The sequence below is a fragment of the Massilia sp. X63 genome (assembly GCF_041023745.1).
GTDB lineage: Bacteria > Pseudomonadota > Gammaproteobacteria > Burkholderiales > Burkholderiaceae_D > Telluria.
Genome location: NZ_JBFTEF010000003.1, coordinates 34,839 through 46,724 on the forward strand (window position 1 = coordinate 34,839; position 11,886 = coordinate 46,724).

Sequence of the window (11,886 nt, forward strand, 5' to 3'; positions counted from 1 at the left end):
TTATAATGCGTTTTTCGCGCGATGAAAGAAGCAGCCATGACCAAACAGCAAGCCGCCTGCGGCACCTGGACGTCCCCGATCACCGCAGCCGTCGTCGCGGCCGGCGCCACGCCGCTGTCCTCGCTCATGCTCGACGGCGCCAATCCGACCTGGCTGGAAGGCCGGGCCAGCGAGGCGGGACGCTCGACGCTGGTGAGCAGCCGCGGCGAACTGACGCCGGCCCCGTTCAACGTGCGCAGCAAGGTGCATGAATACGGCGGCGGCGCGTATGTGGTCGCCGATGGCGTGGCCTGGTTCTCGAACCACGCCGACAGCCGCTTGTATCGGGTCGAAGCGGGCGCGCAGCCGGTGCCGCTCACCGCCGAAAGTAACCAGCAGCGCTACGCCGACTTCGTGGTCGATGCGCAGCGCCGGCGCCTGGTCGCCGTGCGCGAAGACCACGCGGCCGGCGGCCACTACCCCGAGAACACGATTGCCGCCATCGGCTTCGACGGCAGCGAGACCGCCCTGGTGGACGGCAACGACTTCTATGCCGCTCCGCGCATCTCGCCCGACGGCCGCCATCTGGCCTGGCTGTGCTGGGACCATCCGCGCATGCCCTGGGAAGGCAGCGAGCTGTGGCTGGCCGATATCCTCGAGGACGGCAGCCTGGTGAACGGGCGGCTGGTGGCGGGCGGCCCGCAGGAATCGGTCTGCCAGCCGGAATGGTCTCCAGCCGGCGTGCTGCACTTCGTGTCCGACCGCAGCGGCTGGTGGAACCTGTACTGCTACGAAGGCGGCGTCGTGCAGGCGCTGTGCCCGCGCGCGGCGGAATTCGGCGGCCCGCTGTGGACCTTCGGCGGTTCGCTGTACGGCTTCCGTTCCGACGACGAGATCGTCTGCGCCTACATCGAGGGCGGCGTCAGCAAGCTGGCGCGCCTGCGCGGCGGCCGGCTGACCGAGGTGCCGACGCCCTACGAGGAAATCCGCGAGCTGCGCGTGAACGCGCACACGGTGGCGCTGCTGGGCGGAGCGCCGACCATCGCGCTCGAACTGGCGCGCATCGACGTCGACAGCGGCCGGCACGAGGTGCTGGCGCGCTCGATCGCGCAACTGCCGGCAGTGGGTTACCTGTCGGTTCCGCAGTCGATCAGCTACCCGAGCGCGAACGGCCGCGTCGCCCACGCCTTCCACTACCCGCCCACCAATGCCGACTTCGCACCCCGCGCCGGCGAACTGCCGCCGCTGATCGTCATCGGCCACGGCGGCCCGACCGGCATGGCGGCCAGCACGCTGAAACTGGCGACCCAGTTCTGGACCAGCCGCGGCTTCGCCGTGCTGGACGTGAACTACGGCGGCAGCACCGGCTTCGGCCGCGCCTACCGCGACCTGCTCAAGGGGCAATGGGGCGTGGTCGACGTGGAGGACTGCGTGGCCGGCGCCAGATACCTGGCCGCGCAGGGCCTGGTCGACCGCGACCGTCTCCTGGTACGCGGCAGCAGCGCCGGCGGCCTGACGACCCTGTCCGCCCTCGCCTTCCACGAGGTGTTCAAGGCCGGCGCCTGCTACTACGGCGTGTCCGACCTGGCCGGGCTGGATGCGGATTCGCACAAGTTCGAGTCGCACTACAACCAATACCTGATCGCGCCGCCCGAGCAGGCCGAGCAGGTCTACCGCGCGCGTTCGCCGATCCACCACACGGACAAGCTCACGCGCCCGATGATCTTCTTCCAGGGCCTGGACGACATGGTGGTGCCGCCGCAGCAGTCCGAGACCATGGTCGAGGCCTTGCGCGCACGCCGCGTGCCGGTGGCCTACCTCACCCTCGAAGGGGAAGGCCACGGCTTCCGCAAGGCCGAGAGCGTGGTGCGCACGCTGGAGGCGGAACTGGTGTTCTACCTGCGCGTGTTCGGCATCCCCGTGCCCGCCGGGCTGCCGGCGGTGGAGATCGAGAACCTGCCTGCATGAGTTTTTCCGAACTGGACACCGGCGAACAGGCGATCCTGTCGCTGCTGGCGCTGGCGGGCGAACCGATGGGCCGCCAGCGCATCCTGGAACACCTGATGGCCGCCGGCCTGCCCTTGCCGCCCGAGCAGTGGGCGGCCGAGCTGGCGCGGCTGCGCGAGCTCGGCCTGGTCAACGATGTGGTGGGACGCGGCTTCACGATCGCGCCCGCCGCCGCCTGGCCGGCGCTCGAACTGGCGCTGGAAAACGGCTCCTTCGCCGTTTTACGCAGCGCCTACGAACGGGTGACTCCACTGCGCCGCGACTGGCAGGACACACCGATCCTGCGCAGCTACCGCCAGGGCCTGGCCCTGCTGCGCATGGCGCTGCTGGCGGGCGAGAACGGCAGCACGGTCACGCCGCTGCTGGCCGCCTGCCTGCGCTGCCACGAAGCGTCTTACCTGCACCCGCTGGTCGAGGTCTGCGCCCGCCCTTTCGCGCCCAGCCTGCTCGAGCGCATCGATGCTTCGCTGCGCGACGGCGTGCTTGCCGTGCTGGTCCAGCATGCGCAGCGCGAACCCGGGCTGGCGCCCGCGATCCGCGCCGCCGCCGAGGCCGATACGGCCCGGGGCGACCCGTCGATCGCGCTGCGCGTCGCCTTGGGCGAGCACTTCATCCTGTGCGGCCGGCTCGACGACGCCGCGGCGCTGCTGCGCGACGTCGATGACGCCGCCGGCCTGTTCTTGCGCAGCGTGGTCGCCCTGCTGCGCGACGATGCCGAGGTCGCCCTGCCCGGCGTCGAGGGCGCCCTCAAGCAGCTGCGCCGCGAGACCGGCAAGCGCAAAGCCATCTTCGACGGCATCGGCGCCCACCTGTACCTGGCCGCCCTGCTGCGCAGCAACCAGCCGGCCCACCTGAAGCTGGCCGACGCCTGGCTCGACATCGCCACGCGCGCGGTGCAGCGCCCCGAGACGGCCGTGGTCTTCCAGCTCAGCATGCTGCAGGAGATCCGGCGCGGCACGGTGGACGCCGACGTGCTGGCCTCGCGCAGCTGGGAGATGGCGCTCGAGCCCTTCACCTTCCGCGCGCTGATGCATCACTGGCTCGGCTTGCCGCAACTGCAGGGCAAGCGCAAGGACATCGAGGACATGCTGGGCCAGTCCGAACAGGCGGGTTTCGACCTGCTGTCGGCCCAGCTGGCCGCCCTGCTGGGGCAGATCGGCGGGCCGGGCGCGCTCGTCCACGAGCAGCGCGCCGGCGAACTGCGGCGCCGGCATCGAATCACCGACCTGACCCACTGGTTCGAACGCGAGGAGCCCTGGGAGCGCCAGCTCAACGCCCTGATCAACCTGCAGCCTGCGCTGAACGCCGAGGTGGTGCGCGAATCGCGCCTGGTGTGGATGATCCGCTACGACGAGCACATGGGCGTACGCGAACTCGAGCCGCGCGAGCAGAAACGCGACGCCCAGGGCGGCTGGAGCCGCGGCCGCGCCATCGGCCTGAAGCGCCTGGGGGAAGAAGCCTCGAGCCTCGAGTTCCTCACCGCCCAGGACGTGCAGGCCGTCTCCAGCATCGCCGGGCGCCGCTACTACGGCAGCACCGGCATTCGTTTCGAGTTCGAGCTGGACAAGGCCGTGGGCGCACTGGTCGGCCACCCGCTGCTGTTCTGGATGGATGCGCCGGGCACCCGGGTCGAACTGCTGCCGGGCGAGCCCGAGCTGCACGTGAAAGCACGCGGCGGCAAGGTCACGATCTCGCTGCACCCCGCCCCTGGCGACCAGGACGGCGAGGTCATCGTCACGCGCGAGACCCCGACCCGCCTGCGCCTGGTGCGGGTCAACGAGGAACACCGCCGCATCGCCGCCATCGTCGGCGCTGGGCTGGAGGTGCCGGTCGAGGCCGAGCGCCAGGTGCTGCGCGCCATCAGTGCGATCTCCTCGCTCGTCACGGTGCAGTCGGACATCGGCGCCAGTCCCGGCGACATCGAGCAAGTCGCGGCCGATCCGCGCCTGCACCTGCACCTGCGCCCCTACCAGCAGGGCCTGAGCATGCAGGTATTGGTGCGCCCGCTGGACGGCGGCGCCTATTATTCGCCGGGCAGCGGCGCGGAAAGCGTGATCGCCGACGTGAACGGCGTGCGCCTTGAAGCCAGGCGCGACCTGAACGCCGAGCGCGAGGCCGAGCGCCAGCTGGTCGGCGCCTGCCTTGCGCTCGAACACGGCGAACTCGAGCACGGCGAGTGGCTGCTGGGCCAGCCCCTGCAATGCCTGGAACTGGTGGACGAGCTGCGCAGCCTGGACCCGGCGAAGGTTGTGGTGGCCTGGCCGGAAGGCGAAAAATTCCGCGTCGCCAAGCGCGCCAATGCGAAGTCGGTGCGCATCCAGATCCGGCGCGAGCGCGACTGGTTCGCGGCCAGCGGCGACATCGTGGTCGACGAACAGCGCGTGCTCGACCTGCGGTCGCTGCTCGAGCGCGTGCGCGAAGGCAAAAGCCGCTTCGTGGCGCTGGGCGACAACGAATACCTCGCCCTGAGCGACGAATTGCACCGCCGCCTGATGGAACTGGCGGATTACGGCAGCCTGCACGGCGACGCGCTGCGCATGCATCCGCTGGCCAGCTTCTCGCTGGCCGAACTGGCGCGCGAGGCCGGCAGCGTGGACAGCGACGCGGCCTGGCGCAAGCACCTGCAGCGCATCGCCGACAGCGAAGCTTATACGCCGGCGCTGCCCTCCACCCTGCAGGCCGAACTGCGCGACTACCAGCGCGAGGGCTTCGAATGGCTGGGACGCCTGGCCCACTGGGGCGTGGGCGCCTGCCTGGCCGATGACATGGGCCTCGGCAAGACGCTGCAGGCGCTGGCCCTGCTGCTTACCCGCGCGCCCGACGGGCCGGCCCTGGTGGTGGCGCCGACCTCGGTCTGCCTGAACTGGATCGCCGAAGCCCAGCGCTTCGCGCCGACCCTGAAGCTGAAGCTGTTCGGCCCCGGCGACCGCGCGGCGGCGATCGAACAGGCCGGCCCGTTCGACGTGGTGGTGGCGAGCTACGGCCTGCTGCAGCAGGAAGCGCCGCTGTTTGCGAAGAAGCCCTGGCACAGCATCGTGCTGGACGAAGCCCAGGCCATCAAGAACATGCACACCAAGCGCTCGCAGGCCGTGATGGCGCTGCAGGGGAATTTCCGGATGGTGGCCACCGGCACGCCGCTGGAAAACCACCTGGGCGAGCTGTGGAACCTGTTCAGGTTCATCAATCCGGGCCTGCTGGGCAGCGCCGACCAGTTCCAGCTGCGTTTCGCCGGCCCGATCGAAAAGGCCCAGGACAAACGCGCCGAGCTAGGGGCCAGGAACCGGCTGCGCCGGCTGACGCAGCCCTTCATCCTGCGCCGCACCAAGGCGCAGGTGCTCACCGAACTGCCGCCGCGCACCGAGATCGTGATGCCGGTCGAGCTGACCCCGGAAGAAAGCGCGCTGTACGAATCGCTGCGCCGCGACGCGCTCGACAAGCTGGCCGCGCTGGAAGCGCCCGAGAGCCAGAAGTCGATCGAGATCCTGGCCGAGATGATGCGGCTGCGCCGCGCGGTCTGCAATCCCGAACTGGTGGCGCCGGGCGCCGGCATCGCCAGCAGCAAACTGATCGCCTTCGCGCGCCTGCTCGACGGCCTGCTGGAGAACCGCCACAAGGTGCTGGTGTTCAGCCAGTTCGTCGACCACCTGCGCCTGATCCGCAACTACCTCGATGGCAAGCAGATCCCCTACCAGTACCTGGATGGGGCCACTCCGATGCAGGAACGCAAGCGCCGCGTGGACGCCTTCCAGGCCGGCGAGGGCGAATTGTTCCTGATCAGCCTGAAGGCGGGCGGGGTCGGCATCAACCTGACGGCGGCCGACTACGTGATCCACATGGACCCGTGGTGGAACCCGGCGGTGGAAGACCAGGCCTCGGACCGCGCCCACCGCATGGGCCAGCAACGGCCGGTGACGATCTACCGGCTGGTGGCGCGCGGCACCATCGAGGAAGGCATCGTCGAGCTGCACCACCGCAAGCGCGACCTGGCCGACAGCCTGCTCGAAGGGACCGAGATCGCGGCGCGCATGTCGCCGGGCGAGATGCTGGCGATGCTGAAACAGGGCCTGTCCTAGGGCGCACGGCGCACGTTGTCTGATTGGCCACCCCGGACGGACCCGCGTCACGGAATGTTTCAGCCGCACGCAAGCGGCCTGAATGGTGCTACTCTTCCGTGCTTCCGGATTGCGCCTGCCGCGCGCCGGGGCTCCGACCTTTACATTTGCAGGGTTCGAACAGGATGATGAAAACGAAGATTGCGCTGGCAGTCCTGCTGGCGGGTTTCGCGCTGGCGCCGGCCAGCGCCAAAACCACCAAGCCCGCCAAGGGCAAGGCGAAAGCCACCAAAGTGGTCAAAGCGAAAACCGGTAAAACGAAAGCGCCGGTCAAGAAATCCGGCAAGTCCGGCAAGCCGGCCGCCAAGGCGGCCGTCGCCACCGCCGCCGCAGCCACCGCGGTGGCTGCCGTGCCAAGCGCCAGCGCCAGCGAAAAGCGCCTGGACCGCCGCTTCGATGCGATGAGCATGCAGTACCTGACCGCCCTGTGGCGCATCGATCCGGAAGGCGGCATCTACGTCGGCAAGTTCGACCAGGCCGCCAACCTGAGCATCCCGGACGCCGCCACCCGTGCGAAAAAACTGGCCTTTGCCAACGAGTGGCTGGAGAAGTTCAATAAGCTCGATACCCGCCAGCTGTCGGCGCGCCAGCGCACCGACCTGGTCCTGCTCGTGAACAAGCTCGAGAAGGACCGCTGGAACCTGACGACCTGGCGCGAGTATGAATGGAACCCGGCGCTGTACAACGTCGCCCAGCCGCTCGACCTGATCCTGAACACCGAGTACGCCGCCACGCCGCAGCGCCTGCGCACCATCCTCAAGCGCCTGGCCGACGTACCGGCCTTCTACCAGGCGGCGCAGCAGTCGATCGTGAATCCGACCCGCGAGCACACCCAGCTCGCCATCGCGCAGGCGCCGGGCACCATTGCGGTGCTGGCCGACCTGGGCAAGGCGGCGCAGGAATCGACCCTGACCACGCAGGAAAAGGCGATCTTCGCGCTGCGTATCGCCAACGCCGGCACCGCGGTCATCGGCTACGTCGACTTCCTGAGCGCGCTCGAAAAGAAGGCGACGGACGGCCTTGCCAAGGCGCGCCCGTTCCGCGCCGGCAAGGACCTGTACGAGCAGAAGTTCGCGCTCGAGATCCAGTCGTCCAGCAGCGCCGAGCAGACCTTCCGCAAGGCCCTGGCCACGCGCGAAGAACTGCTCACCCGCATGGATACGATCTCGGACGAGCTGTGGCCGCGCTACATGGCGGGCGTGAACAAGCCGCGCGACCGCTTCCAGAAGATCGGCATGATGATCGACAAGCTGTCGAGCCGCCACGTCGCGCGCGCCGACTTCCTGCCCGAGATCCGCCGCCAGATCCCGGCGCTGCACAAGTTCGTCACCGAGAAAAACCTGCTCACGCTGGACGCCGACAAGCCGCTGGAAGTGCGCGAGACCCCGATGTACCAGCGCGGCGTGGCGGGCGCCAGCATCGATGCGCCAGGCCCGTACCGCCCGAAGGACAAGACCTATTACAACGTCACGCCGCTCGACGGCCTGAGCGCGGAACAGGCCGAGAGCAGCCTGCGCGAGTACAACGAATGGATCCTGCAGATCCTGAACATCCACGAAGCCATCCCGGGCCACTACGCGCAGCTGGTGTACGCGAACCGTTCGCCTTCGCTGGTGAAGTCGCTGTTCGGGAACGGCGCGATGGTCGAGGGCTGGGCCGTGTACGGCGAGCGCATGATGCTGGAGAACGGCTACGGCGACAACGCGCCCGAGATGTGGCTGATGTACTCGAAGTGGAACCTGCGCAGCGTGACCAACACCATCCTCGACTACAGCGTCCACGTGCTCGGCATGGGCCAGGCCGAGGCGATCGACCTGCTGGTGCGCCAGGCCTTCCAGACCCGCCAGGAAGCCGACGAGAAATGGCGCCGCGTGCAGCTCACCTCGGTGCAGCTGACCAGCTACTACAGCGGCTACGAGCAGATATTGGCCCTGCGCGAGCGCCGCAAGCAGCAGCTGGGCGAACGCTTCAACCTGAAGGAATTCCACGACCAGTTCCTCAGCTACGGCAATGCGCCGGTGAAGATGATCTCTGAGCTCTTGCAATAACGATGTCTTGATTTTGCGCAGGCAATCGCCTGTGCAAAAGCGCACAAGCGGCTTGCTCGCGCGCTCGCTTGTGCGCAATGTCTCCAAAGCTAGAATGGACGTCACAACAACCATCAGCTGGAGACAGCCCATGACTTCCCTTCCCGCGCCGGCGTCCTAGCATCCCGCAATTCCTGGTCGGTACTGCCCCTGCCCTGCAGCCGCCTGCCGGCCTGGCCATCGGCGCGCGCACGGCCAGCAGCATCGCCCTGACCTGGAACGCGTCCAGCGGCGCCACCGGCTACAACGTCTACCGCGACGGCGCCAAGCTGAACGCCACGCCGCTGGCAAGCACCGGCTACACCGATGGCGGCCTGGCGGCGTCGACCAGCTACACCTACCAAATATCCAGCACCGGCAACGGCGTGGAGAGCGCGAAGTCGGCCGGCGTAACGGGCGCCACCACGTCCGGCTTCGTCTGCAGCACGACCACGGCCAGCAACTATGCCCACGTGACGGCAGGGCGGGCACACGACAGCGGCGGCTATGCGCTGGCCAACGGCTCGAACCAGAACATGGGGCTGAACAATACCTTCTACACGACGACGCTGGCGCAGACGGCGGCGGGGTATTACGTGATCGGGAACTGCCCATGACCTGACAGCCTGCGCAAGGCCGGGGACTGCCTCCGGTCTTGTCATGGCTCGTCCTTATTGAACAGCCTGCTTGACGAGAGATAAATCGCGCCGGGTCGCGCTGCGTAGCATTGGGTGTCCCCTTTTTACCCATAAGGATGCCTGAATGAAATCGCCCCTGCCCTTGCTGGTCTTCGCTTCCCTGTCCGCTTCCCTGTCGCTTGGCGGCTGCGCCACCTCGCCCAGCATCGGCGCCTCCGGCGCCAAGACCGTCGCCACCGGTTCGGCCGGCGGTGCGAATGCGGTCGGCGCCAACGACAAGCTCGAGCGCTGCGACAAAAGCCTCGGCACCCTGGCCATCGTCGAGGAATCGAACCAGCCCTGGCTGCACCAGTTCACCGCCGAATACCGCATGCAGAGCACGGTGCCGCTGCTGCGGATGATCATCCAGCAGTCGAACTGCTTCGTCATCGTCGAGCGCGGCCAGGCCATGCGCAACATGCAGGGCGAACGCGCGCTGATGGAATCGGGCGAGCTGCGCAAGACCAGCAATTTCGGCAAGGGCATGATGGCCGCCGCCGACTACACCATGACGCCCTCGATCACCTTCAGCCAGAAAGGCACCGGCGGCCTGGGCGGCCTGGTGGGCGGCAGGGCCGGCGTGGTCGCCTCGCTGATCGGCGGATCGATGAAATCGAACGAGGCCTCGACCATGCTGCTGCTGACCGATAACCGCTCGGGCGTGCAGCTGGCGGCAGCCGAAGGCAGCGCCCAGAACTGGGACTTCGGCATGCTGGCCGGCTTCTTCCATGGCGGCCTGGCAGGCGCGGGCGGCTTCAGCAACTCGCCCCAGGGCAAGGTACTGGCCGCGTCCTTCATGGATTCGTACAACCAGATGGTCAAGGCGGTGCGCAGCTACAAGGCCCAGTCGGTGGAGGGTGGGCTGGGCAACGGCGGCGTACTCAGGTCCAACTGAGCACAACCGATAGAGCGTTAGGCGCTCTTAGGCGTGCTCTTCGGGAGCACGCGTGACGCGCGCGAAAATCGGCGCCACGACCAGGCCCAGCTCGTAGAGCAGGCACATCGGGATTGCCAGCGCCAGCTGGCTGACCACGTCCGGCGGCGTCACGATGGCGGCGATGACGAAGGCGCCGACGATCACGTAGGAGCGGATCGCGCGCAGCTTCTCGATGCTGACGATGCCCATGCGCACCAGGATCACCACCACCACCGGCACTTCGAAGGTGGCGCCGAAGGCCAGGCACATCGACATCACGAAATCGAGGTAGTTCTCGATGTCCGGCGTCACCGCGATGGAGGTGGGCGCAAACTCGCCGATGAAGTGGAACACCCGGCCGAACACGAAGAAATAGCAGAAGGCCACGCCGCCGATGAACAGCAGCGAGGACGAGATCACCAGCGGCAGCACCAGGCGCTTCTCGTGCGCATACAGGCCGGGGGCGACGAAGGCCCATAGCTGGTAGAACACCCAGGGCAGCGACAGGATGAAGGCCAGCAGCAGGGTCACCTTCATCGGCACCAGGAAGGGCGACACCACGCCGGTTGCGATCATCTTGGCGCCGGGCGGCAGCGAGGCGATCATCGGCGCGGCCAGCAGGTCGTAGACCTGCGAAGGGCCCGGCCAGATGAACAGGGCCGCGCAGGCGATGGCGATCCCGATCGACGCCTTGACCAGGCGGTCACGCAGCTCGACGAGGTGGGAGATGAAGGTTTCTTCGCCTGCGGCTTCTTCGGTCATCTAGAAAAAGGAAGTCTTGGATTTGCTGGAGCCGGGCCGGAACTTGCGCACGCGCGCGGCGCCGGACAGCACATGGGTCTTGCCGCCGTTGCGGTGCTTGTACCAGGCCGGGACGCTTGATGTGCGCACCAGTTTCTTGCGGCGGAAGTCGCGCGCCTTGCGCTCGATGTCGGCGGTGCTGACGTAGGCGTGCGTGGACGACGAGGAGGATGTGGAGCCCGTGTGCTCCCGGTTGTCCCACAGCGCCTCGACCTCGTCGACGTGGCTGGACATCGACTGCTCGACCTCGGACTTGAACGATTGCGCGCTCTCGTGCACTTCCTTGTGCAGGTTGCGCAGCTCGTCGAGCTCGATTTCGCGGCTGACCTCCGACTTGACGTCGTGCAGGTAGCGCTGGGCGCGCCCGTACAGGGTGCCCGCCATGCGCGCCACCTTCGGCAGTTTTTCAGGGCCGATGACGATCAGCGCGACAACGCCGATGATCGCCAGCTTCGACAGTCCGAGATCGATCATGCGCGGCGATTAATGACGCGTCTTTTCGCGGGTTTCCACATCGATGGTGGACTTGTCTGCCACCTGCTGCGGCGGCTGGGTGGTGGACTGGCTCGCGTCGGCCTTGTCTTCCTCGCCCTTCACGCCATCCTTGAAGCCCTTGACGGCCTTACCGAGATCGGAACCGATATTGCCGATCTTCTTGGTGCCAAAAATCAGCATCACGACGACCAGGACAATGACCCAGTGCCAAATACTCATCGAACCCATGTTTATCTCCTAGCAAGGCGACGTGCGCCTGAAAATCGGGAAAGCGTACATTTCAGTATACGCCATGCGGGGGCATTGCCCTACATATTGCCCGCATTAAAATTTTAGTCGAGTCCGGACAGGAATCAGGTGCCGAGGCCGCGCCAGGGGCGCTTGCCGCCGTACATATGCAGGTGCAGGTGATAGACCTCCTGCCCGCCGTCCGGCCCGGTGTTGATCAGGGTCTTGAAGCCGCCGCTGTGTCCGCCATTGCCGTTGCTCCTGGCCGCGACACCGTGCTCTTCCGCAAGCTTCGGCGCCAGCGCCAGCATCTTGCCGAGCACGGCCGCGTGTTCCATGCCGCAATCGGACAGGGTCGCCACGTGCTGCTTTGGAATCACCAGCAGGTGCACCGGTGCGGCCGGGTTGATGTCCTTGAAGGCCAGCACGTCGTCGTCTTCATAGACGATGCTGGCCGGAATCTGCTTGGCAACGATCTTGCAGAAAATGCAATTGTCCATCTTGTCTCCAGATCTTTGTTACAGCGCTCCCGCAGCCGGGAACCCAGGCATCCTACCGGCGCCGCATGACAGCCATGTGACCGCCCATGCCTGATTATGACACTG

The 11,886-nt window shown here is 67.2% G+C and carries 9 protein-coding genes; 5 read left to right on the forward strand and 4 right to left on the reverse strand.

Features of this window, described 5'->3' with window-relative positions:
* Window positions 1–36 precede the first annotated feature (36 nt).
* From AB3347_RS07205 to AB3347_RS07225, 5 genes are all read left to right on the forward strand, one after another.
* Entirely contained in the window at window positions 37–1,947 is a 1,911-nt protein-coding gene (locus AB3347_RS07205; RefSeq protein ID WP_369091110.1) for a prolyl oligopeptidase family serine peptidase, read from the forward strand.
* On the forward strand, window positions 1,944–6,059 hold the full coding sequence (locus AB3347_RS07210; RefSeq protein ID WP_369091111.1) for an SNF2-related protein: 4,116 nt from the start codon (window positions 1,944–1,946) through the stop codon (window positions 6,057–6,059). The genes AB3347_RS07205 and AB3347_RS07210 overlap by 4 nt, the downstream gene beginning before the upstream one ends.
* A gap of 164 nt (window positions 6,060–6,223) precedes the next feature.
* Complete coding sequence (locus AB3347_RS07215; protein WP_369091112.1) at window positions 6,224–8,146, forward strand: DUF885 domain-containing protein; 1,923 nt, start codon at window positions 6,224–6,226, stop codon at window positions 8,144–8,146.
* Between the two features lie 248 nt (window positions 8,147–8,394).
* Window positions 8,395–8,781, forward strand: a complete 387-nt coding sequence (locus tag AB3347_RS07220; RefSeq protein ID WP_369091502.1) for a hypothetical protein — start codon at window positions 8,395–8,397, stop codon at window positions 8,779–8,781.
* Window positions 8,782–8,926: 145 nt separating this feature from the next.
* A complete protein-coding gene (locus AB3347_RS07225; protein WP_369091113.1) occupies window positions 8,927–9,736 on the forward strand; it encodes a CsgG/HfaB family protein in 810 nt (269 codons plus the stop codon).
* Between the two features lie 27 nt (window positions 9,737–9,763).
* On the opposite strand, the gene tatC is transcribed toward AB3347_RS07225, so the two are convergent.
* The 4 genes from tatC to AB3347_RS07245 all read right to left on the reverse strand — a co-directional run bounded on the left by tatC (window position 9,764) and on the right by AB3347_RS07245 (window position 11,781).
* Window positions 9,764–10,519: a twin-arginine translocase subunit TatC gene (tatC, locus tag AB3347_RS07230; RefSeq protein WP_369091114.1), complete on the reverse strand. Its 756-nt coding sequence runs from the start codon at window positions 10,517–10,519 to the stop codon at window positions 9,764–9,766.
* Window positions 10,520–11,032: a Sec-independent protein translocase protein TatB gene (gene tatB / locus AB3347_RS07235; protein ID WP_369091115.1), complete on the reverse strand. Its 513-nt coding sequence runs from the start codon at window positions 11,030–11,032 to the stop codon at window positions 10,520–10,522.
* Window positions 11,033–11,041: 9 nt separating this feature from the next.
* Window positions 11,042–11,281: a Sec-independent protein translocase subunit TatA gene (tatA, locus tag AB3347_RS07240; protein ID WP_369091116.1), complete on the reverse strand. Its 240-nt coding sequence runs from the start codon at window positions 11,279–11,281 to the stop codon at window positions 11,042–11,044.
* Between the two features lie 125 nt (window positions 11,282–11,406).
* Window positions 11,407–11,781: a histidine triad nucleotide-binding protein gene (locus AB3347_RS07245; RefSeq protein WP_369091117.1), complete on the reverse strand. Its 375-nt coding sequence runs from the start codon at window positions 11,779–11,781 to the stop codon at window positions 11,407–11,409.
* Between the last annotated feature and the right edge of the window lie 105 nt (window positions 11,782–11,886).

Bases quoted from the DNA above. Each gene is read 5' to 3' on its own strand.
- AB3347_RS07205 (WP_369091110.1), top strand. From the start codon at position 37: ATGACCAAACAGCAAGCCGCCTGCGGCACCTGGACGTCCCCGATCACC.
- AB3347_RS07210 (WP_369091111.1), top strand. From the start codon at position 1,944: ATGAGTTTTTCCGAACTGGACACCGGCGAACAGGCGATCCTGTCGCTG.
- AB3347_RS07215 (WP_369091112.1), top strand. From the start codon at position 6,224: ATGATGAAAACGAAGATTGCGCTGGCAGTCCTGCTGGCGGGTTTCGCG.
- AB3347_RS07225 (WP_369091113.1), top strand. From the start codon at position 8,927: ATGAAATCGCCCCTGCCCTTGCTGGTCTTCGCTTCCCTGTCCGCTTCC.
- tatC (WP_369091114.1), bottom strand. From the start codon at position 10,519: ATGACCGAAGAAGCCGCAGGCGAAGAAACCTTCATCTCCCACCTCGTC.
- tatB (WP_369091115.1), bottom strand. From the start codon at position 11,032: ATGATCGATCTCGGACTGTCGAAGCTGGCGATCATCGGCGTTGTCGCG.
- tatA (WP_369091116.1), bottom strand. From the start codon at position 11,281: ATGGGTTCGATGAGTATTTGGCACTGGGTCATTGTCCTGGTCGTCGTG.
- AB3347_RS07245 (WP_369091117.1), bottom strand. From the start codon at position 11,781: ATGGACAATTGCATTTTCTGCAAGATCGTTGCCAAGCAGATTCCGGCC.